This window comes from Aquibacillus kalidii (genome assembly GCF_014280935.1).
GTDB lineage: Bacteria > Bacillota > Bacilli > Bacillales > Amphibacillaceae > Aquibacillus_D > Aquibacillus_D kalidii.
Genome location: NZ_JACLZI010000024.1, coordinates 22,363 through 49,338 on the forward strand (window position 1 = coordinate 22,363; position 26,976 = coordinate 49,338).

Annotated in this window: 31 protein-coding genes; 10 read left to right on the forward strand and 21 right to left on the reverse strand. The window is 35.5% G+C overall.

From position 1 onward, the window contains the following. Positions 1 to 22 precede the first annotated feature (22 nt). The 6 genes from yqeK to H7K77_RS04225 are packed head-to-tail and all read right to left on the reverse strand — an operon-like array spanning position 23 to position 3,962. Positions 23 to 586 (reverse strand): bis(5'-nucleosyl)-tetraphosphatase (symmetrical) YqeK, encoded by a 564-nt coding sequence (gene yqeK / locus H7K77_RS04200; protein WP_186576471.1) that lies wholly within the window; start codon positions 584 to 586, stop codon positions 23 to 25. Beyond that, on the reverse strand, positions 576 to 1,142 hold the full coding sequence (locus tag H7K77_RS04205; RefSeq protein WP_186576472.1) for a nicotinate-nucleotide adenylyltransferase: 567 nt from the start codon (positions 1,140 to 1,142) through the stop codon (positions 576 to 578). The genes yqeK and H7K77_RS04205 overlap by 11 nt, the downstream gene beginning before the upstream one ends. A gap of 49 nt (positions 1,143 to 1,191) precedes the next feature. Continuing rightward, positions 1,192 to 1,482: a ribosome assembly RNA-binding protein YhbY gene (yhbY, locus tag H7K77_RS04210; protein ID WP_186576517.1), complete on the reverse strand. Its 291-nt coding sequence runs from the start codon at positions 1,480 to 1,482 to the stop codon at positions 1,192 to 1,194. A gap of 1 nt (position 1,483) precedes the next feature. Then, positions 1,484 to 2,323: a shikimate dehydrogenase gene (aroE, locus tag H7K77_RS04215; protein ID WP_186576473.1), complete on the reverse strand. Its 840-nt coding sequence runs from the start codon at positions 2,321 to 2,323 to the stop codon at positions 1,484 to 1,486. A 20-nt stretch (positions 2,324 to 2,343) separates the two neighbouring features. Then, entirely contained in the window at positions 2,344 to 3,444 is a 1,101-nt protein-coding gene (gene yqeH, locus H7K77_RS04220) for a ribosome biogenesis GTPase YqeH (protein ID WP_186576474.1), read from the reverse strand. Positions 3,445 to 3,446: 2 nt separating this feature from the next. Beyond that, entirely contained in the window at positions 3,447 to 3,962 is a 516-nt protein-coding gene (locus H7K77_RS04225) for a YqeG family HAD IIIA-type phosphatase (protein WP_186576475.1), read from the reverse strand. A gap of 413 nt (positions 3,963 to 4,375) precedes the next feature. Here H7K77_RS04225 and sda point away from each other — a divergent pair, with 413 nt between their 5' ends. The 9 genes from sda (at position 4,376) to H7K77_RS04270 (ending at position 11,231) form a co-directional block, all read left to right on the forward strand. After that, positions 4,376 to 4,519 carry a sporulation histidine kinase inhibitor Sda gene (gene sda, locus H7K77_RS04230; protein WP_186576476.1) on the forward strand — a complete coding sequence of 48 codons (144 nt, stop codon included), beginning with the start codon at positions 4,376 to 4,378 and terminating at the stop codon, positions 4,517 to 4,519. Between the two features lie 219 nt (positions 4,520 to 4,738). Continuing rightward, complete coding sequence (locus tag H7K77_RS04235; protein WP_186576477.1) at positions 4,739 to 7,081, forward strand: Na+/H+ antiporter subunit A; 2,343 nt, start codon at positions 4,739 to 4,741, stop codon at positions 7,079 to 7,081. Next, a complete protein-coding gene (locus H7K77_RS04240; protein ID WP_186576478.1) occupies positions 7,082 to 7,429 on the forward strand; it encodes a Na(+)/H(+) antiporter subunit C in 348 nt (115 codons plus the stop codon). Further along, positions 7,422 to 8,906 (forward strand): Na+/H+ antiporter subunit D, encoded by a 1,485-nt coding sequence (locus tag H7K77_RS04245; protein ID WP_222599207.1) that lies wholly within the window; start codon positions 7,422 to 7,424, stop codon positions 8,904 to 8,906. Before H7K77_RS04240 ends, H7K77_RS04245 begins: the two co-directional genes overlap by 8 nt. 6 nt (positions 8,907 to 8,912) lie before the next feature. Further along, complete coding sequence (locus H7K77_RS04250; RefSeq protein WP_186576479.1) at positions 8,913 to 9,389, forward strand: Na+/H+ antiporter subunit E; 477 nt, start codon at positions 8,913 to 8,915, stop codon at positions 9,387 to 9,389. Positions 9,390 to 9,406: 17 nt separating this feature from the next. Continuing rightward, complete coding sequence (locus tag H7K77_RS04255) at positions 9,407 to 9,697, forward strand: Na(+)/H(+) antiporter subunit F1 (protein WP_407926413.1); 291 nt, start codon at positions 9,407 to 9,409, stop codon at positions 9,695 to 9,697. Beyond that, complete coding sequence (gene mnhG, locus H7K77_RS04260; RefSeq protein WP_186576481.1) at positions 9,678 to 10,052, forward strand: monovalent cation/H(+) antiporter subunit G; 375 nt, start codon at positions 9,678 to 9,680, stop codon at positions 10,050 to 10,052. Before H7K77_RS04255 ends, mnhG begins: the two co-directional genes overlap by 20 nt. Positions 10,053 to 10,256: 204 nt before the next feature. Then, positions 10,257 to 10,964 (forward strand): RNA polymerase sporulation sigma factor SigK, encoded by a 708-nt coding sequence (sigK, locus tag H7K77_RS04265; RefSeq protein WP_186576482.1) that lies wholly within the window; start codon positions 10,257 to 10,259, stop codon positions 10,962 to 10,964. Between the two features lie 69 nt (positions 10,965 to 11,033). Beyond that, positions 11,034 to 11,231: a hypothetical protein gene (locus H7K77_RS04270; protein WP_186576483.1), complete on the forward strand. Its 198-nt coding sequence runs from the start codon at positions 11,034 to 11,036 to the stop codon at positions 11,229 to 11,231. 46 nt (positions 11,232 to 11,277) lie between these two features. On the opposite strand, the gene H7K77_RS04275 is transcribed toward H7K77_RS04270, so the two are convergent. The 3 genes from H7K77_RS04275 to H7K77_RS04285 form a co-directional block, all read right to left on the reverse strand. Further along, entirely contained in the window at positions 11,278 to 11,517 is a 240-nt protein-coding gene (locus H7K77_RS04275) for a YrhC family protein (RefSeq protein WP_186576484.1), read from the reverse strand. 86 nt (positions 11,518 to 11,603) lie between these two features. Further along, the gene (mtnN, locus tag H7K77_RS04280; RefSeq protein WP_186576485.1) at positions 11,604 to 12,302 is read right to left on the reverse strand and encodes a 5'-methylthioadenosine/S-adenosylhomocysteine nucleosidase; all 699 of its coding nucleotides are present in this window, start codon (positions 12,300 to 12,302) and stop codon (positions 11,604 to 11,606) included. Positions 12,303 to 12,329: 27 nt separating this feature from the next. After that, positions 12,330 to 13,040 (reverse strand): YrrS family protein, encoded by a 711-nt coding sequence (locus H7K77_RS04285; protein ID WP_186576486.1) that lies wholly within the window; start codon positions 13,038 to 13,040, stop codon positions 12,330 to 12,332. Positions 13,041 to 13,224: 184 nt separating this feature from the next. On the opposite strand from H7K77_RS04285, the gene H7K77_RS04290 reads away from it, so the two are divergent. Next, positions 13,225 to 13,473, forward strand: coding sequence for a hypothetical protein (locus H7K77_RS04290; protein ID WP_186576487.1), 249 nt, complete (start codon positions 13,225 to 13,227; stop codon positions 13,471 to 13,473). Positions 13,474 to 13,490: 17 nt separating this feature from the next. On the opposite strand, the gene H7K77_RS04295 is transcribed toward H7K77_RS04290, so the two are convergent. The 12 genes from H7K77_RS04295 to recD2 form a co-directional block, all read right to left on the reverse strand. Further along, positions 13,491 to 15,221, reverse strand: a complete 1,731-nt coding sequence (locus H7K77_RS04295) for a peptidoglycan D,D-transpeptidase FtsI family protein (protein ID WP_186576488.1) — start codon at positions 15,219 to 15,221, stop codon at positions 13,491 to 13,493. Between the two features lie 102 nt (positions 15,222 to 15,323). Then, on the reverse strand, positions 15,324 to 15,800 hold the full coding sequence (greA, locus tag H7K77_RS04300; protein WP_186576489.1) for a transcription elongation factor GreA: 477 nt from the start codon (positions 15,798 to 15,800) through the stop codon (positions 15,324 to 15,326). 154 nt (positions 15,801 to 15,954) lie between these two features. Further along, positions 15,955 to 16,593, reverse strand: a complete 639-nt coding sequence (gene udk / locus H7K77_RS04305; RefSeq protein ID WP_186576490.1) for a uridine kinase — start codon at positions 16,591 to 16,593, stop codon at positions 15,955 to 15,957. Between the two features lie 28 nt (positions 16,594 to 16,621). Beyond that, positions 16,622 to 17,257: an O-methyltransferase gene (locus H7K77_RS04310; protein ID WP_222599208.1), complete on the reverse strand. Its 636-nt coding sequence runs from the start codon at positions 17,255 to 17,257 to the stop codon at positions 16,622 to 16,624. Between the two features lie 82 nt (positions 17,258 to 17,339). After that, positions 17,340 to 18,527 (reverse strand): endolytic transglycosylase MltG, encoded by a 1,188-nt coding sequence (mltG, locus tag H7K77_RS04315; protein WP_186576491.1) that lies wholly within the window; start codon positions 18,525 to 18,527, stop codon positions 17,340 to 17,342. Between the two features lie 316 nt (positions 18,528 to 18,843). After that, positions 18,844 to 19,128 (reverse strand): DUF1292 domain-containing protein, encoded by a 285-nt coding sequence (locus H7K77_RS04320; protein WP_186576492.1) that lies wholly within the window; start codon positions 19,126 to 19,128, stop codon positions 18,844 to 18,846. Between the two features lie 16 nt (positions 19,129 to 19,144). Next, entirely contained in the window at positions 19,145 to 19,561 is a 417-nt protein-coding gene (gene ruvX / locus H7K77_RS04325; RefSeq protein WP_186576493.1) for a Holliday junction resolvase RuvX, read from the reverse strand. Between the two features lies 1 nt (position 19,562). Beyond that, positions 19,563 to 19,829, reverse strand: coding sequence for an IreB family regulatory phosphoprotein (locus H7K77_RS04330; protein ID WP_186576494.1), 267 nt, complete (start codon positions 19,827 to 19,829; stop codon positions 19,563 to 19,565). An 81-nt stretch (positions 19,830 to 19,910) separates the two neighbouring features. After that, positions 19,911 to 22,547 carry an alanine--tRNA ligase gene (alaS, locus tag H7K77_RS04335; protein WP_186576495.1) on the reverse strand — a complete coding sequence of 879 codons (2,637 nt, stop codon included), beginning with the start codon at positions 22,545 to 22,547 and terminating at the stop codon, positions 19,911 to 19,913. 394 nt (positions 22,548 to 22,941) lie between these two features. Continuing rightward, the gene (locus tag H7K77_RS04340; RefSeq protein ID WP_186576496.1) at positions 22,942 to 24,009 is read right to left on the reverse strand and encodes an AI-2E family transporter; all 1,068 of its coding nucleotides are present in this window, start codon (positions 24,007 to 24,009) and stop codon (positions 22,942 to 22,944) included. A 118-nt stretch (positions 24,010 to 24,127) separates the two neighbouring features. Further along, positions 24,128 to 24,319, reverse strand: coding sequence for a hypothetical protein (locus H7K77_RS04345; RefSeq protein ID WP_186576520.1), 192 nt, complete (start codon positions 24,317 to 24,319; stop codon positions 24,128 to 24,130). Positions 24,320 to 24,601: 282 nt separating this feature from the next. Continuing rightward, entirely contained in the window at positions 24,602 to 26,953 is a 2,352-nt protein-coding gene (gene recD2, locus H7K77_RS04350; RefSeq protein ID WP_186576521.1) for an SF1B family DNA helicase RecD2, read from the reverse strand. Positions 26,954 to 26,976 lie beyond the last annotated feature (23 nt).

Below are 26,976 nucleotides of genomic sequence, written 5' to 3' on the forward strand. Positions count from 1 at the left end.
ACTAAAATAAATAAGTTATTCATTATGATAATCGACTAGTGAAATCATTATACGCATGAAATGTATCCGGATAAATAGTTTGTTTTTTGCTCATTAGAAATTGAATTGTATTCCTAAGTGCCATCCAACAAGCTAAGTCTAGGCTTAGTTTTACTTGATGTCTCACTTCATCCACACCCGGGAAATCCCGACCTGGTTCAATATAATCTGCTATGAAAACAATTTTTTCTATTAAAGACATGCCAGCTTTTCCAGTAGTATGCCAGCGAACTGCACTTAAAACATTAGTATCTTTAATTCCAGCTTCCTTTTTTAATAGCAATGATCCAACAGGTCCATGCCATAGCTCATGATGGAACTCTAGTAAGTCTTTAGGTAGCGATTCTTCGATAATCCACCTTTTCATTTCTTCTTTATCACGGTATTTCGCATAGTCATGTAATGCCGCGGCTAACTCTACTTTTTCAATGTCTGCTTGATAAAAATCAGCCAGATCAACAGCAGTTTCTACAACCCTTTTAGTATGTTCAAATCTAGACTTCTTTAAATGAGGTTCTACAAATTGCAATGCTTCCTTAAGATTCATACAATTGTAACTCCTTTATAAACTCCTCTACCTTCGTAGGTATTAGATACCTGATCGAATGCCCTTGTCTAATCCTTTGCCTGATCATAGTAGAAGATATCTCAACTCCGGGTATATTCACTTCTATAATAGGATACTTAGAAACTAATTGATAATCATTTCTTTTAACCCCTACAAAATCAACTAATTGAATTAATTCTTCGATTTTATTCCACTTAGGTAAGAATTCCACCATATCTGCTCCAATGATAAAATAAAATTGAAAGGTAGGAAATTTCTCTTTTAAATGAACGATCGTATCATAAGTATATGATTTACCTAAGCGATCTATTTCTAATGTATTCAAAGAAAAATGATCATTATCAGAAATTGCATTTTTTAACATTGCGACACGATCAGATGCTTTTATATTTGCTTTTTCTTTATGCGGTGGTTCATAGGAAGGAATGAACCAAACTTCATCCAATTCCAATGCTTGATATACCTCTTCAGCAATTAATAAGTGTCCATAATGAGGAGGATCGAACGTCCCCCCCAATAAACCAACCTTTTTCATGTTTTACTCCTTTTACATAACCTCAATTATTAAATAGTCGTTACTTGAATTAAGGTAACTGTAATTGTTTGTTTTCCTTAGATTCTTTATATAATACAATGATGTTTCCTATAATTTGAACAATCTCAGCCCCAGTACCTTCTGATAACTCTCCGGCTACCTCATTTTTATCTTCCATACAGTTTTGTAAAATAGATACCTTTAACAACTCTCTTTTTTCTAACGCCTCATTAATTTGAATGATCATATTATCATTAGTTCCTGTCTTACCTACTTGAAAAATAGGGTTCAAATGGTGTGCTTCCGCACGTAAAAACCGCTTTTGTTTTCCTGTTAACATTTTATTCATTCCCTCTCAATCTTTCTTCCATTAATTTTAAAGTATCTCCTAGTCCGAACTGTTTTCCTGACCAAATTTGAAAAGCCAATTGTGCTTGATATAATAACATGGCATGGCCTTGATGAATTTTCCCATAATTGGAATGCGCCTCTTTTAAGAAGCTCGTCATTAGAGGTTGATAGACAATATCACTTACTACCGCCCCTTTTTTCAAATTATCTAGGGAGATAATCGTTTCTTCCTTATTCATACCTACTGAAGTGGTCTGTACAACATAATCATAATCCTCTAATCTTAATTGGGCCTCTTCGAAAGACAAAATATTCGTTTCCACATGGTCGTCCTTTAACTCCGCTAATTGTTGAGCTTTCTCAAAAGTTCGATTTGCAATATCTACAATAGAAAACGGCTCCTGTACTAGTGCACGATAAATTCCTCGTGCCGCACCACCTGCACCTAATATTAAAACTCGATTCTTGGGTTGAAATAAATCCGGGTAATAATCCCTAACGGATTGAACATATCCCATCCCATCCGTATTATACCCTTTCCATTTACCATTGATTTGGGTAACTGTATTTACCGCGCCTATTCTAGCTGCATCCGGATCTAATTCATCCAAGTAGTTGATTATGTCTTGCTTATAAGGCACTGTTACATTAAAACCATTGAGTTGCTTTTCTTTTAAGCGATCAATTGTCGCAGCAAAATGTTCTTTCTTTGTTTCATATAGAACATATTCCCCATTAATACCAAGTTTCTTCATAAAATGGTTATGGATCCACGGTGAAAGTGAATGCTGAATCGGAAAACCGATTAATCCCAGTGATAATGTACTCATATTCCTCCCCCTATCGCACTTTATATTAATGATTCACGTAACGACACTGGCACACCCTTTGGACTATGAACAGTGACAGTAATTTCTCCATCTGGTAGTGTTATCCAACCTAATCCTGGAAAAACTATGTCTGTTTTCTTATCTGCTATCTTCATGGTTCGGGATGATAATGGTGGGAGTTGTTTTAACGTTTCATCATTGGGCGGCGACAACAATTCCCCGATATGTTTTTCATAAAGCTCTTCTGCATTATCTAGTTTAGTTCTATGAATGGTCAACTCATTTGAAAAATAACAAACAAACGACTGCCTTTCTCCTTTTTCAAAATCGATTCGCGCTAATCCACCAAAATAGAGCGTTTGTTGGTCATTTAGTTGGAAAACTCTAGGCTTTATTTCTTTTTTCGGTGTAATAACCTTTAGATCTGCTTCTGAAATATAATGTGCCATTTGCTTCCTATTAATAACCCCTGGTGTATCAAATAATGAGCTACGATCATCAAGTGGAATATCAATAAACCCTAATGTTGTACCAGGAAAATAGGAGGTAGTAATAGCATCTTGAATACCACTCGTTCGATCGATTAACTTATTAATAAATGTAGATTTCCCAACATTGGTACTACCAACTACGTAAACGTCTTTTCCCTTTCGGTAACTTTCAATTGCCTGTTCAAGGGCATCCATACCTTGCCCCTTAGAAGCTGAAATCAAAAATACATCCTGAACGGTAAGGCCCATATCACTTGCAGATTTTTTCATCCATTGCTTTAATTTGTTGTGATTCGTTGATTTAGGCAAAAGGTCTACTTTATTCCCTACCATTATAATTGGATTATTTCCTGTTAATCGCTGTAGACTTGGAATAAAACTCCCATTAAAATCAAAAATATCAACAATTTTAATAATTAAACCTTGTGTATTTCTTATTTGGCTTATCATTTCTAAGAAATCATCATCTGTATAAGACACATCTTGTACTTCGTTGTAATGTTTTAACCTAAAACATCGTTTACAAATAATTACTTCTTTATTTAACGCAGAAGCTGGAACAAATCCTGCCTTATCTTGATCTTCCGTTTGGATTTGTACACCACACCCTTGACAAATTATCTCTTCCACATCTATTCCTCCCAACTAATCATACCTTTCCTTCTCATCCAACTTAAAATTCTTCTTTCAATTTGACGGTTGATCCTAGTTATTTTCCCATCCGTTTGTACGATTGGAACGACTAAAATGGTGTAAAAGCCCGCGCTATTTCCTCCTAATACATCTGTGAGAATCTGGTCCCCTATGACAACAATCTCATCCTTAGATAATTCCATTTGCTTAGCTGCACGTTTAAACGCCAGTCCTAAAGGTTTTCTAGCACTGTAAACAAAAGGGGTCTTTAACGGCTCCGAGAATATTTTTACTCGTTCTTCCTTATTATTAGAAATAATGGTAACTTTTATATCATTTTCTTCCATTAATTGAAACCATTTAATTATTTCAGGCGTAGCATCTTTTACATCCCAAGCAACCAAAGTGTTATCCAGATCGGTTATGATTCCTTTAATTCCTTTCTCTTTTAACTCTTCCGGTGTTATCTCAAATACACTTTTAACATGTTCATTTGGCAAAAAATATTTCAACAACTATACGTCACCTCATATGCTTTTCAATTATTATTCCTTATTTTATAAAAGTCAGTATTATTTCCCCTTAATACTCCTTACTCATCATAAACAATTTAAGTAGTTGTTTCAAAACAAATTATTAAAACTTACTATTTATATGCTAGAATTTTAGTTTTTTCACAAAAACTTTTCGACATTTTTCAACAACATCTTTTCTGTGGATAACTTTATGCACAAAATTAAGGTTGTTAAATCACCCTTTTCTATATCTATTAACCCTTTACTAACAAGTTATATACAATCACCTGTAGATAACTTTCAACTTGTCCACCTATACTATTCATGATAAAGTTATATTAACTTCTTAAGAAGCAGTAAAAATCCTTTAACCACAGGGGTGGAAGGGGACTCCAAATATAGGAGGGGCTATGATGGAACATTTGTCAGATGAGCTTTTACTTGAATCCTATTACAAGGCAAATGAATTGGAATTAAGTAAAGAATTTATCCAATTAATAGAAAAAGAAATTCAAAGAAGATCATTATTACACGAAATTCAATATTTTGCCAACTAAATTATATAAACATTTTTCGCCAAGAAAAATTCATAAAATTGTCGAACTCTTGCCGTTCTCTAACGTGGCAAGGGTTTTTTGTTTTGTTATGATTGAAATTACGCAACGTTTTATGTTGTATAATCATACTGTTTTTGTTAAAAATGTAGTATGATAGTTGGGTTGAAAAACATACGATTATAGTAAAACTGCAGTTAATTAAAGGAGGACCATATATAGATGTTATTTGCTGTTTTTTTTCCATTACTACTTGCTTGCTTAATCCCCTTCTTAAGTAGGTATAAGCACAAAGTACATACAGGATTCTTTGTATTACTTGCACCGTTAAGTATATTCTTATACTTTGTTTCCTTTATAGGACATGATTTCGAACCGGTGATGAAAAGCTATCCTTGGATCCCATCATTGGATATCACACTTAACTTTCATCTAGATGGACTGAGTTTATTGTTTGTCCTTCTAATCAGTGGAATTGGTGCACTCGTTACTTTTTATTCCATCTATTATTTGCATAAATCGGAGCGACTTGGACATTTTTATGTGTATTTATTACTTTTTATGGCTGCAATGTTTGGTGTTGTCCTATCCGATAACGTATTTGTCCTTTATACATTCTGGGAACTCACATCGATTTCTTCCTTTCTATTAATTGGGTATTGGAACCATAGAGAACGGTCTAGATATGGTGCATTAAAATCAATGTTAATTACAGTGTTCGGTGGATTGAGTCTACTCGGAGCATTTCTATTATTAACAGTTATTACGAAAACAACAAGTATTCATGAAATGATTCAACAAGCAGACTTAATCCTATCGAGTGATTATTTACCTTTAATCATGACATTCATTTTTCTTGGTGCATTCACAAAATCTGCTCAATTCCCATTTCATATTTGGCTTCCTGATGCAATGGAAGCTCCTACACCTGTTAGTGCTTACCTGCATTCAGCAACAATGGTTAAAGCTGGAATATTTCTGATTGCAAGATTCTCACCTATTTTTTCAACAAATGAATGGTTCTTTATCATTGTCAGTGGTATAGGGATTATTACACTGTGTTGGGGCTCTTATATGGCTGTACGACAAACAGACTTAAAGGGTATTCTTGCCTTTTCGACGATTAGTCAGCTAGGTATGATTATGGCCATGTTGGGATTTGGAACAGAAGCTGCTATTTTTGGCGCAGTATTTCATATTTTAAATCACGCAACATTTAAAGGAAGTTTATTCATGATTGCAGGTATCGTGGATCATGAAACGGGAACAAGAGATATTCGTAAATTGGGCGGATTAATGACTCTAATGCCAATCTCTGCAACCTTAGCCTTTTTTGGGACTTTTTCTATGGCTGGAGTACCTCTTCCATTTTTAAATGGTTTTTATAGTAAAGAGGTGTTTTTTGAGTCTACCTTAGAATTGAATAATACAAGTTTGGCTTTTGCAGAAATTTTACGTACTGCGATTCCTTACTTGGCAGTATTCGGTAGCATCTTCACTTTCGTCTATTCCATGTATCTTGTATTTGGAACGTTTAGAGGTGAAAAACATTTAGATCAGTTACCTAAGAAACCACATGAAGCTCCAATCGGGATGCTTATTGCACCTTCTATATTAATCTTAGGCGTAATCATTATTGGACTATTCCCAAACCTTGTGAACGAATCCTTTTTAGCTCATACAGCTAGTGCAATTTTAGGAGAAGCGTATCATCCGCACGAAATAAAATTCTGGCATGGGTTTATTACACCACTCAAAATGTCTTTAGTAGTTGTTGGTGTTGGTACGGTACTATTCATCTTCAGAAAAAAATGGAGTGGCGTTTATCAAGCAATACCTGGCCGACTTAGCATGAACAAAGTGTATGATACGATCGTTAATGGAACAAAAACTGTCTCTGCAAGGATAACTAACAGTTATATGAATGGTTCATTAAGAAGATACATGGCACTTATATTAGCAGCAATTATAGTGGTGTCCCTCGGAACGATGTATTTAACAGATGGATTTACAATAGAATTGCATCCGGATACGTTAGCAGATATTAAGCTTCCTGAGATTTTAGTTGCCGCTACAATGGCGATAGCTGCCATAACAACTATTTTTACGAGAAATAGAATTGCGGCCATTCTTATATTAGGTGTAGTAGGTTACGGATTGTCCATTTTATTTGTTATCTATCGTGCACCAGATTTAGCTTTAACACAATTAGTTGTAGAAACCATTACGGTAGGTTTATTTTTACTATGTTTTTATCATTTACCAAATTTAAGACCAAGAACTGAGTCAATTGGTTTTAAATCAGTTAACTTAATTATTTCAATCGGTTTTGGTTTGTTAATGACTCTTATAGCTATTTCTGCCCACAGTAGCAAATGGTATAGCACGATAGCTGATTATTTCATTCATACTTCACATGACCTTGGTGGCGGAGATAACGTAGTAAACGTAATACTAGTCGATATGCGTGGCTTGGATACACTCTTTGAAATTACTGTACTTGGTATTGCTGCACTAGGCATTTATGGTTTAATCAAACTACGTGCCAAGAAAGGGGCAGAATAAATGGAAATTATCATGTCCATTCTTGCTGGAATCTTATTTACAACAGGAATCTATAATTTATTACAGAAACAACTATTAAGGATCATTATCGGGACTGGTCTCATATCTCATGGGGCCCATCTCTTCATTTTAACAATGGGGAAGTTAAAAACTGGTCTTCCTCCAATCTTGGAGCATGGAGATACAAATCCTGATCATTACACAGATCCACTTCCACAAGCGTTAATACTTACCTCAATTGTTATCAGTTTTGGTGTTACTAGCTTATTGTTAGTATTAGCGTATCGAGCATCGAAAGAAAATGAAACGGATAATATGGATTTATTAAGGGGTAACGAAAATGATTAGTAACTTAGCTGTGTTGCCGATTGTCATACCGATGATTGCCGGCATTCTACTCGCGTTTTTTCACAAAAAAATACCATTAGTAAGAAGCCTAGCTAAAATACTAACGACCACAAATACGTTAGTTGTATTGTTTATTTGGTTATACGTTAAAGAAAATGGTGCGGTTATTCTTGAAACAGGGGGATGGGAAGCACCATATGGCATCATTTTAGTGGCAGACTTGTTGTCCATAACATTAGTATTAACGACAAATATCATTGGGATAGCTGCTGTGTTTTATGCTCCAGCATCTTTAAGTAAAAAACAAGAAGAATTTTATTTTTACACCTTCTTCTTTTTACTAATCACAGGAGTTTCTGGCGCTTTTATTACAGGAGACTTGTTTAACCTATTTGTATTCTTTGAAGTGTTATTGATGGCTTCTTATGCGTTAATTGTTCTTGGTGGCGGAAAAGTACAATTAAGAGAGTCCATTAAATACGTTCTAATCAATCTTTTTTCCTCTATGCTCTTTGTTACAGCAGTGGCATTTTTATACTCTGTAGTAGGAACTGTTAATATGGCACACATTGCTGAACGTGTTCAAGGTGTAGAACAAAAAGGAATACTAACAACCATCGGGATACTGTTATTTTTCGTTTTCGGTACAAAAGCAGCTTTATTTCCTTTGTATTATTGGCTACCAAAGCCTTATACAGTACCGAATCCTGTTGTCTCTGCATTATTCGGTGCCTTATTAACAAAGGTAGGAATATACTCTATCTTGCGCGTGTTTACGTTGATTTTCATTCACGATACCGACTTTACACATACATTCTTCCTTTGGATTGCAGGATTAACACTCATTTTCGGGGTCATAGGTGCCCTATCGACCAACAATATTAAACTCATTGTTGCATACAACATCATTCCTGCGGTCGGATTTATGTTAATCGGTATTGCTATTTTCAATGAAACCTCTCTTAGCGGAACAGTCTATTACTTAATTCATGACATGATAATTAAGGCAGCATTGTTCCTTTTAGTTGGCGCTGTTGTCTATTTAACTGGTACGACTGATTTAAGAAAAATGAAAGGATTGATACACCACTATCCTTTACTCGGTTGGCTATTTTTCTTATCTTCCTTCGTATTAGCGGGTATTCCACCTTTTAGTGGATTTATAGGGAAACTTCAGTTACTCAAGGGTGCATTTGAAGAAGGAGAGATCCTTATCGTAATTGTTGGATTATTAGCTAGTCTGTTAATCTTATTATCCATGATCCGCATCTTTATCCAAGCATTCTGGGGTGAAAAAGACGAAACAGTTACCGTAAATAAAGCAGCTGCACGACGTTTTACGCTGCCAGTTGTGTTTTTATTATTCTTCTCTGTATTCCTTGGAGTTGGCGCTGAATTAATCTTCCCTAGTGTAGAACAGATAGCTGACTACTTAATGAATCCAGAAATCTATATACAATCCGTATTAAAGGAGTAAATGCTAATGCCTTTTCAAATTCTCTTAAACATTATCATTGCAGGTATGTGGATGTTTCTAAGTGAAAGTTACACTTTTTCTGCATTTATATCCGGCTATATAATTGGGATTCTGTTATTGCTCGTTCTACAAAGATTTATACCAGATGCCTTTTATATGAAACGGGTTGTAAAAGTAATTAAGTTAGTTTTATTATTTTTTAAGGAATTACTATTATCAAATATTGAGATTGTGAAGTTAGTTTATAAACCCAAACAAACTTTCGAACCAGGTATTTTTGCATTACCGACGGAATTAAAAAGTAACTGGGAGATCACAATCTTAGCTAATTTAATTACATTAACTCCTGGAACATTGTCTGTGGCTGTATCAGACGACAACTCCTTTATTTATATTCATGCCATGGATATAGGTGATAGTGAAGAATCGATAAACTCAATTAAAGACACGTTTGAAAAAGCGATTATGGAGGTGACACGATGAGTGATTTAGTAAAATCAATGGATTCTGCTGTTGAAACTGTTTCCATCATTTGTATTGTATTTATAAGCATATCTATTTTGATGCTTTTATACCGTGTCATTATCGGGCCAACAAATCCTGATCGCGCTGTAGCTTTAGACACAATTGGTATCAATTTAATGGCACTTGTAGGACTGATTGCTATTCTACTGGAAACAACAAGATTAAATGACGTTGTCTTGCTAATCGGAATATTATTATTTATCGGTACCATTGCGCTAGCAAAATTCTTAGAAAAGGGTGTTATTATTGATAGAGACTTGGATTGACATTATTGTTGACATAGTTGTAATTATAAGTTTACTAATTGGCACCTTTTTTATATTTTCTAGTTCCGTCGGTCTGATACGGTTTCCTGATGTGTACACGAGGTTACATGCTGCAACAAAAGCATCTACACTTGGTGTTGCTGGTATTATGATTGGAGCATTTATATTTCTCTATATTGAACATCACATTGTTAGTGGTAAATTAATATTAGGAGTTATTTTTGTATTACTAACTGCACCAGTATCTGGTCACGTTATATCCCGTGCAGCACATCGAAGCGGCGTTAAACCATGGAGCAGAAACAAATTACAAGATGATTATGCTGACTCATTTAAGGATAATTCGATTGAATAGGTAATTACAAAAGCTGTGAGGCGTTACACTGCCTCACAGCTTTTTTTACCTATAAATCTTCTTATAACGTTTAAGTAATCCCGGTATACCTAATTAACAAATAAATCCATTTGATAAATTTTATGTGGACAGGCACTTTTTGGGCTCTTACAACATAAGAATGATGTATAGGCTTAAGCCCAAATCAGCAGGAGGTGCATGTGTTTGTCTACCATTCTAAGCGCACTAGCTTTACTCATTAAAGAGGCGTTATTCTTTGTATCTTACGTAAAAAATCATGCCTTTCCTCAGCCTTTATCATCAGAAGAAGAAGCCATTCAAATTGAAAAAATGCAAGAGGGTGATGAAGAAGCTAGAAACAAATTGATTGAGCATAATTTGCGTCTAGTTGCCCACATTGTCAAAAAATTTGAAAATACTGGAGAGGATACAGAAGATTTGATATCGATTGGAACAATCGGTTTAATCAAAGGAATTGAAAGTTTTTCTAGTGGTAAAGGTACAAAATTAGCAACGTATGCTGCCCGTTGTATCGAAAATGAAATATTAATGCATTTACGGGCATTAAAGAAAACAAAAAAAGATGTTTCCTTGCAAGATCCAATTGGTCAGGATAAAGAAGGAAATGAAATTAGTTTAATTGATATTCTAGAAGCAGAAAATGAAGATGTCATAGAGTATATTCAATTGAACATGGAAGTTGCTAAAATAAGAGAATACTTAGACATTTTAGATAAGCGTGAAAAAGAAGTAATTATTGCGCGTTATGGCTTAAGCAATGAAGATGAGTTAACACAAAGAGAAATTGCTAAAAAATTAAAGATATCTAGAAGTTATGTCTCACGAATTGAAAAGAGAGCGCTAATGAAGGTATTTCATGAGTATTACAAAAAAGAAAAACAAAAGGATTAAGGACATCAACCCATTCGAAAATAGGCTTCTTGCATAGGATATAGTAAAAACCTTTAAGGTGGTGATATTGTGCCATATTGGGGTTATGATTACTACTATCCTTATCAAGGCTTCGGATACGGATACCCAAACTATGAATTCGGTTATCCCAATTATTTTGATTATGGCTATAGTGGTGGTAGTGGCTTAGGATTTGCATTATTAGTAGTTGGCGTCGTACTCCTATTAATTTTAGGCGGCGGATATTACTATTTCAATTATCTCTAATCTAAACTAATAAAACCCTCTGATTCCATGTAAGAATCAGAGGGTTTTATTGTTCGACCATTTCACTTAATTGGTTTTGCCATCTTTTTAGCAGGAAAGCAAACCATGCGGCTAAAGATATACTAACCAACATTAAGATGATCAAAATACCGTATTTATCACTTGGTTCAAGAAATGTATTAATAATCATTCCCAAATAAAAGTAAATACTCAGGATTAATAATGTAAACAGAAACCTACTGTAATCTTCTATTTTATCCTTCAGGTGCTTTGACTGCGAATTCAATATTATACCCCTCCTTCAGCCCTTATATGCATAATAACATAAAAGCAATCCAAAAAAGGGGTGTAAATGTTGGTAATAAAATATGATTAATCTTGAATATTTGTTACCAGTTCGATTATTAATTGTGCAGCATTAGTAGCTGCTTTATCTAAAAACGCATCAAATGATACGGAAGATTCTTTCCCTGCTATGTCAGATAACGCTCTAATTATGACAAAAGGTGTTTTATATTGGAAGCATACTTGTGCTATGGCAGCAGCCTCCATCTCACTTGCAAGCATCATTGGAAACTTACCTCTTACATATTCCACTCGCTTCTCGTCTTGCATAAATGAGTCACCAGTTGCAATTAAACCTGTAGTAGAGTTTATGGTGGTTAATTGCTTTGTAGCCTCCTCAGCAGCCTGTATTAAGGTTTCATCTGCAATAAATGTTGGTGGCATTCCTGGAACTTGTCCGTATTCGTAGTTGAATGCCGTTACATCCACATCATGATGAACAACTTCAGTTGAAATGACAAGATCTCCAACATCCAGATCCTTAGCAAATCCTCCAGCAGAGCCTGTATTAATTATTTTTGATGGTGTATAGCGCTCATGAAGGATAGTCGTCGCTAAGGCTGCATTAACCTTACCTATACCTGATTTAAGTAGCACTACCTCTTTCCCATTCAACTTTCCTACACTAAACCTGCATCCAGCAACATCCTCCTGCCTAGTTAGCTCCATTTTATTTTGTAATAATTTTACTTCTTCGTCCATTGCTCCGATTATTCCTATAGTCAATGTAAAAGTTCCTCCTTATATGTGTATCTATTCTTGTATGTCTTGTGCGTCTTCTGTTGAGTCAGCATTTGAAGAATCATCTTCTCCAGCAAAACGGTCTTTCTGATCATTTTCTTTTAATTCTTCTACCAAGGTTGGTTTCCACCCCTGACCATCAGCCCAACTTACATAAACACGGTATATCTCTGTTTCGGCATTATTGGAAACTGTAGCGACTACAGATTGATCGTCATTTCCTCTTGTAACCCACCACTGAATCATATCATCAGGTGTTAAGTTTGTAGCAACCCGAACTGCACGCATCATTTCCTGCCAATCTTGAGATTCCGGTTCAAAGCTAACCACATGTTCACCTTGTTGTTCCGTTCCAACGGGCTGCCAATCTTTTTTATATGCTTTCACTACATTATCATCACTAGAAGGTACCGTCTCTAACCCTTCTGACTCTATGTCTTCATTTACTTCAATACTTGCTTGATCACCTTGCTCCACATTGGCTTCACCTAGACTTGGTTCTGTAGTGTCCTCTTCAGTAGTCACATCTTCTTGATTATTTGATTTATCGTTTGTACCTACGCTTTTAGCCTGGTCTTCCTCATTTCCACCAAAAATAAAGAAGCCAATTAGTACAATAACTAATACTCCTCCTATACTTCCTAGAATAGAAATGGCTTTTGTGTTTTTCCTCTTCTTTTCAAAGCGGTTTACTCTAGTATAGCTATTATAATCATCCGACATACAAATACCTCCCCTAAATCTAATCTATATTATACTATGATACAAGCCATGAACCAATGATAGCATTTTAAAATATACAAAGTTTTCATGTCGAACTTCAACTACTTTTGACATATATGAAGGAGTTATTGAATAAGTATCTAATAATTACAATATGGAACCATTATAAGGAGCGTGTTGCGAATTGAAAACAACAAAATTTGATTGTAACCTTTGGGGACTAACTTCATTTGATCAAGTCAGTTATGATAAACACAACCACTTATTCGTAATCTATTTATTTGATGGTAGCCAATTACAATTTTCTGAAGTTGATGAATCGATTGTATTTAAGTTTATACTTTCTGAGCAAAAAGAAGCTTTTTTATCCAATACCTTACTCAAAAATTACCCATATATCCAATTGAAAAATTGGGTCTCCAACTTTACATAAATGGAGACCCTCTTGTTTTATTTTTTTTGATCGGAAAGTAAATTACTGGCTACTTCCTTATATATATCGTACGTCTTTGCTTTTTCATAGGTTTGCTGTAAGTCGACGACAACCATAGCATATTTAGGATCATCTTTTGGGAAATATCCAACAAACCAATGGTTATAGTGATCCTCTTTTCCCGTCTGGGCTGTCCCTGATTTGCCTGCAATAGGTAATGGCTTCAGCCGATTACCAGTACCATTCTCCACAACACCTTCTAGTAATTTCTGTAGAGCTCCAGCTGTTTCAGGTTTTATCGTATTTTCTATCTCCTTATTAGATGTAAACTCTTTCATTGTCGTATTATTATTATATAAAATAGACTTAACAACTGTAACCGGTTGTTTCAGGCCGTCACTCGCAATTGTGGCCATCATATTCGCCATTGCTAATGGTGTTACCTTTACTTCCTTTTGACCTATAGACGTTTGTTTGATCGCTTTTTCCACGTATGGATCATGCTCATTCCCCCAAACATGCCCTACCTCTTCATCTGGAAGTTGACTGAAATTATCATAATGATAGACATCACCAGACCAACCAACTGGACCAAGTAAACCTAATTTATTTGCATAGTCATCAAGAATAGTCACGTTTTGATTTACTAGCTTATTTCCAATCTCAGCAAAGGTATAGTTGCAGCTTTGAGCAAAGCTTTGTTCAAAGGTAAGTGTACCTAGTTGTCGTTCAGAAGCCTCTTCTCCGTAAAGATCTAAATTACAATTATAACTTGAGTTAATACTTTCTTGATCACTTTCAATTGCAGCAGCTGCTACTACCGTTTTGAAAACCGACCCAGGAAAATGAGTAGTTAACATTTGATTTTTTAAAGAATCATTCTTATAGGGCTTGTCTAAGTTAATATTTGGTTTTGATACTAATGACAATACTTCTCGACTATCAATGTCTAAAAGTACTAGTCCACCTTTCTCTACCTTATATTTTTCAAACACTTTCTCCACCATTTTCTGGGCTTGTGAATCAATAGTAGTTTGTATTTTAAGTGGATAAAAGGCATCCTGTGCTCCTGTATAACGTAAGTCCAGTCCTAAAAGAGGGTTACCCTTTGCATCAACATGGTACATAAGCTTTTCTTCCTTTTCCGATAGTAGAAAAGGGTCAAAGGTCTTTTCTATACCAGAAATACCGAGTGGTTGTGTTTTTCTTTGCTTGGAATCCCCTTCATAACGTTTATTAAACTGCTCTGGATTACTTCTAACAAGTCCTTGTAAATGGGTAGCTATTTTCGGGTCTTCCGATTCTGTTCTCTGTACTGCGACCATTCCAGGTATAGCGGCTTCTTTCAAAGTATTATATAAAGCATCATCCACCTCTTTCCCTATTAATTCAGAAAGGTAGACAGGTTCTTTCTCATTCTTCAATTTTTGTTTCCAATTATAGGATAGGTCAGTCAATTCACTAGTAATATCCTTTGGTAAAGAAATAGATTGTAAAAAAGGAAATAGGACAACATCTTTTTTAATATCATTGTTTAACGGAATATTATTTCTATCTAGTAACACACCTCTTCCTGTAGACAAAACCATCTCACTAGATCGCTGTTCAACACTTTCCGCTAACAGATTTACTTTATTTGGTCCGTATTGTTCCGTAGAAATTAGTTGGATATCAACGAGCTTGTATAAAATATAGGAAAAAAATAGAATCATAATACTAGCCAATACAAGAACGCGTGATTTCTTCATACTATCACCTCTTCTTCAAGTATCAACTATAATTAGGTAAATTAAACTTCTCTAAACATGAACAAGGTGTTTTGTCAGAAGACAAAACACCTTGTTCGAAAATTATTTAACATTTACTATTTTAACGTTCATTTCTCCACCTGGAGTAGGCACTGTTATTTCTTCACCAATTTCATGTCCTAACAGGCTTTTAGCGATAGGTGAATCATTTGAAATTTTACCTTCAAATGGATCTGCTTCTGCACTACCAACAATGGTATAAGTTTCTTCATCTCCATCAGGTAACTCTTGAAATGTAATCGTTTTACCTAAACTAACTATGTTTGGATTGTCATTATCATTCTCAATAATAACTGCATTACGAATCATATTCTCGACTTGTACGATTCTAGACTCGACAAAAGCTTGTTCATCCTTTGCTGCATCATACTCCGAGTTCTCGGATAAATCCCCAAACCCACGTGCTATTTTTATTCGTTCAACTACTTCTTGTCTTCTTTCTGTTTTCAAATAATGTAACTCTTGTTCTAACTTTTCTTTACCCTCTAAGGTCATATAGTAACTTTTCTCTACAGCCATTCCAAAACACTCCTTTTGATACCGACCAGATTCATTATTTCATAACAAGTCCGTGTCATTCTACATTTATTTAACTATTTAACTATGTACATGACGGAATATTTACATTACTAACCAATACTATGGCAGATTTTTCAGTAATTTTCAATACTTTTTATTTATTTGTCTTACGATCAAGGATTGTCTGAATCTTTGTAGCCATTAAATCAATAGCTACGTGATTCTTCCCACCTTCTGGAATTATAATATCTGCATATCGCTTAGTTGGTTCTATAAATTGTAAATGCATTGGCCGAACAACATTTGTATATTGTTCTATGACGGAATCGATTGTTCTTCCACGCTCCTTAATATCTCTAAGAAGTCGTCTAATAATTCGAATATCAGCATCCGTATCCACGTACACTTTTATATCCATTAAATCCAATAGCCTTGGGTCTTCCAAAATAAGTATACCTTCTAATATAATTACTTCTTTAGGCTCTACTTCAATCACTTTATCAGAACGTGTATGTAGCTTATAATCATAAACTGGCTTCTCAATTGCTTTATGCTGTAATAAGCTATTAACATGTTCGATTAACAAGTCATTATCAAATGCGAGTGGATGATCATAATTTGTATTTAAACGTTCTTCAAGTGGAATGTCTGATTGATCCTTATAATAATAATCTTGTTCAATAACAAGAATAGATTTATCTGCAAATCGCTTGCAAATAGACCTAGTAACAGAGGTCTTACCTGATCCAGAACCTCCCGCAACTCCGATAACAACTGGTTTTATACTATCCATACTTACCTATCCCTTCAACATTCTTTCTTTATCTCTTTATACTAATAGCAATTCCATCACCGATTGGTACGATGGTGGTTACATATTGGGGATGTTCCATTAACCACTTATTATAAGTAGTTATTTTATTAGCAATTTTGTTTAGACGCTCCTTATCTGAATTAGGATTAGCAACTAACCCCTTGAACAACACATTATCAGAGATAATAACAGCATCGCTTGTTAACATGGTAGAATAAAGTTCAAAGAAGCGCTGATATTGACCTTTTGCAGCATCAATAAATAATAAATCATATGGGCCTTTTTCCTTTATCTCATTAGTTATATCCAATGCATCACCAAACAAAACATCAATATTTTGATCCTTATCCATTTTTTTTATATTTTGTACCGCTTCCTGGAACCGAGGTTCATCTCTTTCAACAGATACAATATGAGAAGTTGGACTAGCTTCTAACATACGTAAAGCAGAATATCCAATTGCAGTACCTATTTCAAGTATTCTGCTTGGCTTATTGATACGAATTATTTGCATAAGAAAATCAATGCCTAACGGTTCCATAATAGGAACATGATTTTCCCTTGCATATTTTTCTAATTGCTGCGCCCATTCCGGACTATTATTTCTAATATCTAATAAATAATGATCGATTGTATTGTCCAATTCTATTTGACTCCTTTCTATCCGGCAAAATCATAGAAAAGCAGGGAATAGATTATACTAATCCCCTGCCTACTATCCTATATTAGTCTCTATCTCTTAGGTACTTAGCAACTAATGCCTCGTGTTGATCATAGGTTTTAGCATAATAAATTTCACCATCGTCATCGTCTGCAATAAAGTACATATAGTCTGTTTCTTCAGGCTCTAGTACAGAAGTTATAGAATTTTCTGCAAAGTTCGATATAGGACCTATCGGTAAACCAACATTTTGATAGGTATTATAAGGCGAATCTGTTTCTAAATGTTTGTTATATACTCTATCAATATCTTCACCTAATGCATAAATGACCGTTGGATCAGTCTGTAGCATCATGTTATCTTCCAAACGATTATAAAATACGCCTGCGATGATTTTACGGTCTTCTTCCGATCTAGCTTCATTTTCCACGAGTGACGCCATAGTTAGCGCTTCATGAACTGTCCAATCTTTTTCATTTATTTGCTCTAAATATGGTGTGACGACTTCTTCTGTCTTTTTAAGCATTTCTTCCACAATTGTCTCTACACTTGGATTTTCTTTATAAAATTGATAAGTCGCTGCAAATAGGTAGCCTTCTAATGGCGCACGAATCCCTTCTTCTAGGATCTCATCAGATAGAATGGATGGATATGCTTGAATTAGCTGCTCAATGTACGTTCGGTCATTCACTTTTTCCATGAATTCCTTTTTATCTACATTCGCATTTTCTTCATATATTGCAGCAATTTCCTCAATAGTTTTCCCTTCAGGAACGGTCACCCTGAGGACAGCTTCTTTCATTACGGTACCTGTTTGTAGTTTTTCCGTAATTTCACCTAGGGTCATAGATGGTGACAGGGTATAATCTCCTGCTTGAAATTCGGCTGCATTATTAAACTTAATGTAAAAACGATAGATCATACTGTTATTTATAATGCCATTATCCTCTAGTATCGATGCAATTTGCGATGTGGATGATCCTAGTGGAATGTTAATCTCAATCTTAGAGTCATCTTTTGAATCTACTGGTTCTAAAGCCGATCTAATATATAAATAGCCTGAGATTCCTCCTACAACAATAAATATTGTTAATAGGATCAGCACTATACTGACAATTTTTCTAACTATTCTAGCTTCTTCACCTCGTCGATCGACAAGTTCCTTATGAGACTTTTTGATATTTTCAAGTTTACTTGGTTTGTTTGTACCGTTATTTTTGTGATCCTTATTATTGTTATCCGACGTGGACATCAGGTATCCCCCTTCCATCCGGTATATTATACTACAAATATCGTCATAAATTCTAATCATTTTCCAAAAAAAGAGGAAGTCTTACTATTCAACTCCATTTAGCAGACACAATTAAGAAAAGCCCTAGAAGCCTTGCTCACTCCAGACAAGCTTTAAAACGAGCCTCAGCATGGCGGCCTCTGTCACATAAAGGCTCATCTTATGACCTACGGGAGGGAGGCCGTCCGGAGCTAGACATCTCTGATTTTTATACTTTTTTATCTCATTTAAAAAACAACTCCCAGTTAATAGGAGTTGTTCTACTTTTTTTACTAACTTAGCTGTTTTCTTCTTCTTCTGTTAACGTATTAAGCATTTCCTCAACCATTTCCCACTCTTCATCTGATTCAATTTGAAACAGTGATAAATCATCTTCGTTCGTTTGATCTTCGTAACGGAAAGCAAATACTTCTACTTCCTCATCATCTTTCTGGTCAGCAGGAACAACTGCTATATAAGAATGACCAGTTTCATCAACGTCAAAAGAAAACAATACTTCAAATAAATGTTCCTCACCATTCTCATCAGGAATGATAATTCTCTCTTTTTCTTCTAATGGCATTCTTTCGCCTCCAATTTTATTGTTTTGAGTCCAGAAAACCTTGTAGGATCATTACCGCAGCCATTTTATCAATAACTTTCTTCCTTTTTTTGCGACTAACATCCGCTTCTAACAATACCCTCTCTGCAGCCATTGTTGTTAGACGTTCGTCCCATAGTATCGTTTTTAAATGGAACTGAGTTTCTAAGTAGGTAGTGAAACGCTGCGATGCTTCCCCACGTTCCCCAATTGTCCCATTCATATTTTTTGGAAGGCCAACTACTGCTTGGTCTATTTCATGTTCCACAATAATCTTTCCTAGTTCTGCTTCTGCAGTACTATAATTTGGTTCTTGCCATCTTATAGTTGTCAATCCTTGTGCGGTCCAACCAAATGCATCGCTAATTGCTACTCCAATTGTTTTGGACCCAACATCTAATCCTATTGTTTTCATATTACGCCTCTTTATGCTGATCTAAATAGAATTTTACTAATTCCTCGATAAGCTCATCCCGTTCAATTCTTCTAATTAAATTCCTTGCATCTTTATGACGAGGAATATAGGCTGGATCCCCAGATAATAAATACCCAACTATTTGATTGATGGGATTATATCCTTTTTCTTTTAATGCCTGATAAACCGTAAGCAATACTTGGTTTACATTTTCATCAAAGGGCTCGTCCGAAAAATTAAACTTCATTGTTTTGTCCATAGACCCCATGAAAACACCCCCATTTTCCTATTACCGAATCTTAATTGATTACATTTTCTATTATATCGTTTAATGGTAGTGTATGACAAACTAGGAATTGGATTCCACGTAAGTTTCTGTATATTTTAGTGCTTCTGATAGTTTTTCTGGGTCCTTACCACCAGCTTGGGCCATGTCAGGTCGGCCACCACCGCCACCACCACAAATCTTAGCAGTTTCCTTAATAAGATTCCCTGCGTGGAAGCCTTTCTCAATTAAATCCTTGGAAACCCCTGCAATTAGTTGTACTTTGCCATTATTTACAGAGCCAAGTAAAATTATACCAGAGCCAAGCTTTTGTTTTAACTCATCAACCATAGTTCTTAGTTGATTTGCATCTTGTACATCCACTTGTTGTGCCAAAATAGATATACCATTTACTTCTTTCACACTATCAGTTAGAGAGGAGGCTTCTAAATTTGATATTTTTGCACTAAGTGATTCTTTTTCGCGCTGAACATCCTTCATCTCTTGGAATAAAGCCTCAATTCTAGTTGGAACCTTATCTTCCGCTACTTTTAACAGTTGCGCTGAAGCGTGCAATACTTGATGTTTTCCGCTTAAATAATCGTAAGCACCCTTACCTGTAGTAGCTTCAATTCTTCTAGTGCCCGCACCTATACCTGATTCAGAGATAATTTTAAATAATCCTATTTCAGCAGAATTTTGGACATGGCATCCCCCACATAACTCAATGCTATAGTCTCCTACCTTGACAACTCTAACAATGTCTCCATATTTCTCTCCGAATAATGCCATCGCACCCATTTCTCTTGCTTCTGCTAATTTATGATTATTAATAGATACAGGGATCGTTTCCCATATCTTTTCATTCACCTTCGTTTCAATTCTGGTAAGCTCTTCCTCCGTTATAGCTCCAAAATGGGAGAAATCAAAACGTAGTCTATCTTTTGCAACTAGTGAGCCTGCCTGATTTACATGTTCACCTAAGACATCTTTCAATGCCTGGTGTAAAAGGTGGGTTGCTGTATGGTTCTTAACAACATAAGCACGTGATACGCTATCGACTTCAGCTTTGACCTTATCTCCTTTATGGAGTGTCCCTTCTTTTACCGTGATGCGGTGTAGATTTTGTCCTTTTGGAGCTTTTTGAACGTTTTCCACAAATGCTTTACTTGAATCTGTATAAATCCAGCCATTATCTGCAATTTGTCCACCACTTTCAGCGTAGAAAGGTGTTTCGCTAAGAATTATTAATGCTTCCTCTCCTGCTTTAATAGACTCTACTATTTCTTTGTTTTGGACAATCTCTAAAATACTAGCATTAGCCTTTAACGTATCATACCCAACAAAAGAGCTTTCTACTTCAATTTGACTTAAAACACCGTCTTGAACTTGCATAGAGTCTACTTTTTGACGAGCATTACGAGCACGTTCTCGTTGTTTCTTCATCTCTTCTTCAAAACCAGGCTCATCCATTTCGAAGCCCGCTTCCTCCACGTACTCTTGTGTTAACTCTTTTGGGAATCCGTACGTATCGTACAGTCTAAAGATTTCTGTACCTGGGAATACATTACTACCTTTTTGCTTTTCATTCTCCATAATATCAGAAAGAATAGATAGTCCTTCATGTAGTGTTTCATGGAATCGATCTTCCTCGGTTTTAATTACATTTTGAATAAACGCTTCTTTATTTTTCACTTCTGGATAGAAAGCTTTCATTATACTCCCTACCGTAGGAACCAACTGATGCATAAATGGTTTCTCTATACCAATTTGTTTAGCGTATCTTACAGCTCGGCGTAACAACCTTCTAAGTACATAGCCTCGGCCCTCGTTTGAAGGCAAGGCACCGTCACTAATTGCAAAGGTTACAGTTCGAACATGATCAGCAATTACTTTAAAAGCAACATCGGAATCTATATGCTCTCCGTATTTCACGTTCGCTAGATCCTCTGTCTTTTTAATAATAGGTAAGAATAGATCTGTTTCAAAATTAGTTCGAGTATCTTGAATTACTGAAACCATTCTTTCAAGACCCATCCCTGTATCAATGTTCTGTTTTGGTAATGCTGTATAAGTATCATCTGGGTTATGGTTAAACTGAGAAAATACTAGGTTCCAAATTTCTAAATACCTTTCATTCTCCCCACCTGGGTATAGTTCAGGATCAGACGAATCGTTTCCATATTCCTCACCACGGTCATAGAAAATCTCTGTATTTGGACCACTTGGACCTTCTCCAATATCCCAAAAGTTTTCCTCGAGACGAATGATTCGTTCTTCAGGAACATTCATTTTATCACGCCATAGTTTATATGCTTCTTCATCCTCAGGGTGGACTGTAACCGATAGTTTTTCTTTGTCAAATCCAATCCACTTATCACTTGTTAGGAATTCCCATGCCCATTCAATTGCTTCTTCCTTAAAGTAATCTCCAATAGAAAAGTTCCCAAGCATCTCAAAAAAGGTATGGTGTCTAGCTGTATAGCCAACATTTTCAATATCGTTGGTACGAATTGACTTTTGGGCATTTACTATTCGAGGATTATCAGGTATAACACGGCCATCAAAATATTTCTTTAAAGTAGCAACACCACTATTAATCCAAAGTAAAGTTGGGTCTTCGTGCGGAACAAGAGATGCACTTGGTTCGACCCTGTGTCCTTTTTCTTTAAAAAAGTCTAAATACATTTGTCGCACTTCTGCTGATGATAATTTCTTCATCTTTTAACCTCCTATGTACATGGAATTAGGATATACGTAGAAAAACGTAAATATTCTCTGAGTCTTTATTAAAAGATAGTATTAAAAAACTCCCGTTCTGCTAATTAATTAGCAGGGACGAGAGTTAAATTCGCGGTACCACCCTGATTATAAACGAGCAGGTTGCCCATTTATCACCTTCATAACGCTTTTAACGGTGCGCGACCGGCGGCCTTTTAAAAACCGCACTCAGAACTAGCTTCCATGATCCTTCATTTAGAATTTCTCACAGCCAAGGAAATTCCTCTCTTACCAAGCACTAAAGCTTGTAAATGGTCTATCATGTACTCATGATCCTCTACGTATTACTATAATCTACTATGCTTCGATATTATAGATAACATTTATCTATCTGTCAATGATCACCTCGAAAAGTTCTAGTATGCATGACAAGCACTTTAACAATAGTTAGTACAGGAACTGCAATAATCATTCCAATTATCCCTCCAAGTTCGCCACCAACAAGCAGGGCAAGAATTATTAGTATTGGATGGATATTAATACTTTTACCGACAATAAAAGGAGATAATAAGTTCCCCTCAATGATCTGAACAACAAATACTCCTAGGATTACATAGATGACCATTTTCATCGAAATGGTAAACCCTATAATAATAGCTGGGACAGATCCAAGTATTGGTCCAAAATAGGGGATTATATTAGTCACTCCCATTAAGATTGCTAGTAGTAAAGGGTATTTCATGCCGATTAACCATAGAATCCCATATGAAGTCAATGCTACAAAAAAACAAACTAACAATTGTCCTCTTATATAATTGCCCAAGCTTTTATCAATTTCAATTGCTAGTTCTGTTCCCTTTTCCTGATACCTTTTAGGTGTTAATTTCCATAAGGTAGACTTTATTAACTTAAAGTCCTTCAGCATGTAAAACACGAGTACTGGTATAACCGCGACTATGACCACAACATCCATTAATTTTGTAACTTGCTTTACACTGTTTGTTAAAAATGTACTGACCATTTCTTGGACTTCATGAAAAAATTCATCTAACTGATCATGAAAAGTCTCTGGCAAGAAAGAAGTACTTTCATACAAATCATAAATTAGGCTACGATATTTATCGATTAAAAATGGTAAGTTCTGATTCAAATCCTTCAACTGTTCAATTAGGACCGGATATGTCTTATAGGATAAGTAACCAATCCCACCAAAAAATAACAGGTAAATCCCAATAATAGCTAGCCATCTAGGATAATTGAAGTCATGTAATTTTTCAACAATTGGATGTAGTAAATAAGCAATTAACCCCGCAATTAGGAACGGTGTCAAAATCCTCATGATAACCGAAAAAATACTAGTCATAAATGGGAATAATAGGGTTAACAAATAAACAAATAGAAAAGATAGAATTCCTAATAGTACCCAAAACAAATACTTTCTTGCTTTATTCTGATCGAACATTGATGTATATCTCTCCCAACCTTAGTAAAATACTGCAATAATGGTAGTATGCCAAAGAGGAACCCTTGCCATTTAAACGTCGACAAGGGTTCTTTCTGTTAACTATTATTTACTAGAGTTATAGTTGAAATCTCCGTTCATCTTCAGAAAACAGATCATTTAAAGAACTTAGTGATCCATCCTGTTCTACTTGGTGCACATCCAATACGCCATTAATGGCAGATAATTCTATAAAACAATTCCAACAATAGAATTGCTGATTTCCGATCTTACCTATATTGTTTCCTTTGCAATTCGGGCAATGCATAATTTAGCAACTCCTTGACGTTTCATAAAGTATACTAGAAGTATGGCCCGAATCACTAGATTTTATACGAACTAATTAATTTTAGCTAAAAACTCTTCACATACTGTCGACAAGGGCTGTTTCCTGGCTTTCTTAAAGAAAAGAAGCCATAGGAAAAAGAAGAAGAAACAAAAACGGTACCTCTTCTCTTTGCTTTCCTTCTAGTCTATCTTGCCAAGGAAGACTATGCTTATTTCTACTCTCGATACTAAACTAATTGCATAAATACACTCACAAAAAAGTATATTACAAAAAGTCGTACGGAGATAATTCTTCTCCTTCATCATCTTCTTCGGGTTTTAACTCATCAGCTTCAAGAGAAGGTTGTTTTTCTGTTGTCCCTTTTAACAGTTCTGTTAATTGTTCCTTTAACGAAGTATAACGACGATTGGTATCTTCTTCCCCAATCCCTTGGAGAAAGGCACGCTTATCCCCACACAATACTAACGATTTTTTTGATCTAGTAATAGCAGTGTACAATAGATTTTTACGCAGCATTCTTCGGTAACCATGGACAACTGGTAATACCACAATAGGGAATTCGCTTCCTTGCGATTTATGTATCGAAGTACAATAAGCGTGCATTAAATTGTTCAGATCTTTACGTTGGTAAGCAACTTCCTTCTCGTCAAATAATACAACGACTTGTTCACCTTCACCACTGCCCTCATCTTCCTCAAAGATGGCTGTGATTTCCCCGATATCACCGTTGTAAACACCGTCCTCCGGTTGGTTAACAAGTTGAATTACTTTATCTCCAGTTCGGAATATGAAATCCCTTGTTCTAATTTCACGCCGTTGGTTACTTTTAGGATTAACGATTTTTTGAATTTCTTGATTAATTTGATGTATTCCGGCTTGTGTTCGATACATGGGTGCTAGTACTTGAATGTCTCTTAAGTCGACTCCCTTTTCATGAGCTCTTTTTACAATTTGGATCACGATATCTACTACTTGATGTTCCCGACATTCTAGAAAATTAAAGTCAGATTCCTTTGTTAAGGAATTAATGGTACATTCATTACGCTTGATTTCATGAGCTAATTGAATTATTTTTGATCCTTCCTTTTGACGATACACTTCTTCTAGTTTTACAGAAGGAATCAGATCACTTTTTAACAAGTCTGCTAATACTTGTCCAGGTCCTACAGAAGGTAATTGATCCTCATCCCCTACCATTAGCACCTGCATGTCACTTGGGATTGCTTGAAACAATTGATAAGCCAACCAGATATCTACCATCGAAAACTCATCAATGACAATTAATTTTCCAGCTAAAGGGTTGTTCTCATTCTTCTCAAATGTTTCATGACCGTTCCAGCCAAGTAAGCGATGAATTGTAACAGCAGGTAGACCGGTTGATTCGGTTATACGTTTTGCTGCTCTTCCAGTGGGGGCTGTTAAAATAAAAGGATACGGCTGATCATTATCATAATCATCTGGGTTCAGTGAAAGGCTATGAATATGGCTATAGGCCTTAATAATGCCCTTTATTACAGTTGTTTTTCCAGTACCTGGTCCACCTGTTAAAATCATAACTTTAGAACCTAATGCTTTTTTTATCGCATTAAATTGTTCTTTCCCATAACTTAATGATTCCTCTTCTTCAATGGAACCAACAATTTTTAGTAATTCTGCATCATCTACTTGTTCCATGTTTTCTTTATCAACTATCCGTTTAACTTGCGTACAGAAACCACTTTCCGAATAATATAAAGACGGTAAATAAACCCTCGAATCGACAATAATTAGTTTCTTTTGTTTATTCAATTCCATTATTTCTCGGGAAATATCATCAAACGACACCTGTGACAAATTTCCACCAATTAATTCGTCAACTGCAATCAAATGCTGTTTTAAAGGTAAATAAACATGTCCATCTTGTGTACTATTCTGCAATGTATAAATACACGCAGCCTGAATTCTACTAGAATGATTCATCGGCAGATTGTTCTGTCGAGCAACTTCATCAGCCCGAAGGAATCCAAACCCTTCTATATCAAATACATATTGGTAAGGATCCCGCTCCAATACCTGCAACGCTTCTTGTTTATAAACACCGTATATTTTTTGGGCCATTTTCAGTCCGAATCCATATTTTGAGAGACTAATTACAACATGTTCAAACCCTTGATGTTCCTGTAAATCTTGTCGAAGCTGACTAGCCTTTTCCTTATTTACACCCGGGATTCCTTCCAAAGCATCTTCGTGATTTAATATTTTTGTAATGGCACCTTCACCTAAATGATCGATTATCTTTTGGGCTGTTTTTTTACCAATACCATAGAACAAATCACTAGACAAATAGGCTACGAGGCCATCTATTGTCGTAGGTACAAAGCGTTGATAGCTTTCTACTTGATATTGTCTTCCAAACTTCTTATGTTCCACAAATCCTCCCCGAAAAACATATGTTTCTCCAGGGTCTAGTTTTGAGAAATATCCTTTAATGACCATTTCCTTATCATCTATTTGTTCATTTGTTTCAAGAACCTTTATCTTAGCAATGGAAAAATGCTCAACTTCATTTTCAAAAATAGTATGAATTAATTCGCCTTTTATATAGTTTTGCTCTTCTATCGTTTGATATTCTTCCATCACTATTGGCTCTCCTTTTGCTG

Excerpts from the sequence above, each read along its gene's own strand:
- yqeK (WP_186576471.1), bottom strand. The coding sequence starts at position 586 with ATGAATCTTAAGGAAGCATTGCAATTTGTAGAACCTCATTTAAAGAAG.
- udk (WP_186576490.1), bottom strand. The coding sequence starts at position 16,593 with ATGGATAGTATAAAACCAGTTGTTATCGGAGTTGCGGGAGGTTCTGGA.
- aroE (WP_186576473.1), bottom strand. The coding sequence starts at position 2,323 with ATGAGTACATTATCACTGGGATTAATCGGTTTTCCGATTCAGCATTCA.
- yhbY (WP_186576517.1), bottom strand. The coding sequence starts at position 1,482 with ATGTTAACAGGAAAACAAAAGCGGTTTTTACGTGCGGAAGCACACCAT.
- H7K77_RS04240 (WP_186576478.1), top strand. The coding sequence starts at position 7,082 with ATGGAAATTATCATGTCCATTCTTGCTGGAATCTTATTTACAACAGGA.
- H7K77_RS04340 (WP_186576496.1), bottom strand. The coding sequence starts at position 24,009 with ATGTTCGATCAGAATAAAGCAAGAAAGTATTTGTTTTGGGTACTATTA.
- recD2 (WP_186576521.1), bottom strand. The coding sequence starts at position 26,953 with ATGGAAGAATATCAAACGATAGAAGAGCAAAACTATATAAAAGGCGAA.
- sda (WP_186576476.1), top strand. The coding sequence starts at position 4,376 with ATGGAACATTTGTCAGATGAGCTTTTACTTGAATCCTATTACAAGGCA.
- H7K77_RS04330 (WP_186576494.1), bottom strand. The coding sequence starts at position 19,829 with ATGGGGTCTATGGACAAAACAATGAAGTTTAATTTTTCGGACGAGCCC.
- H7K77_RS04205 (WP_186576472.1), bottom strand. The coding sequence starts at position 1,142 with ATGAAAAAGGTTGGTTTATTGGGGGGGACGTTCGATCCTCCTCATTAT.
- H7K77_RS04255 (WP_407926413.1), top strand. The coding sequence starts at position 9,407 with ATGGATTCTGCTGTTGAAACTGTTTCCATCATTTGTATTGTATTTATA.
- H7K77_RS04245 (WP_222599207.1), top strand. The coding sequence starts at position 7,422 with ATGATTAGTAACTTAGCTGTGTTGCCGATTGTCATACCGATGATTGCC.
- mltG (WP_186576491.1), bottom strand. The coding sequence starts at position 18,527 with ATGTCCACGTCGGATAACAATAATAAGGATCACAAAAATAACGGTACA.
- H7K77_RS04235 (WP_186576477.1), top strand. The coding sequence starts at position 4,739 with ATGTTATTTGCTGTTTTTTTTCCATTACTACTTGCTTGCTTAATCCCC.
- H7K77_RS04320 (WP_186576492.1), bottom strand. The coding sequence starts at position 19,128 with ATGCCATTAGAAGAAAAAGAGAGAATTATCATTCCTGATGAGAATGGT.
- H7K77_RS04295 (WP_186576488.1), bottom strand. The coding sequence starts at position 15,221 with ATGAAGAAATCACGCGTTCTTGTATTGGCTAGTATTATGATTCTATTT.
- greA (WP_186576489.1), bottom strand. The coding sequence starts at position 15,800 with ATGGCTGTAGAGAAAAGTTACTATATGACCTTAGAGGGTAAAGAAAAG.
- H7K77_RS04285 (WP_186576486.1), bottom strand. The coding sequence starts at position 13,040 with ATGTCGGATGATTATAATAGCTATACTAGAGTAAACCGCTTTGAAAAG.
- ruvX (WP_186576493.1), bottom strand. The coding sequence starts at position 19,561 with ATGAAAACAATAGGATTAGATGTTGGGTCCAAAACAATTGGAGTAGCA.
- alaS (WP_186576495.1), bottom strand. The coding sequence starts at position 22,547 with ATGAAGAAATTATCATCAGCAGAAGTGCGACAAATGTATTTAGACTTT.
- H7K77_RS04250 (WP_186576479.1), top strand. The coding sequence starts at position 8,913 with ATGCCTTTTCAAATTCTCTTAAACATTATCATTGCAGGTATGTGGATG.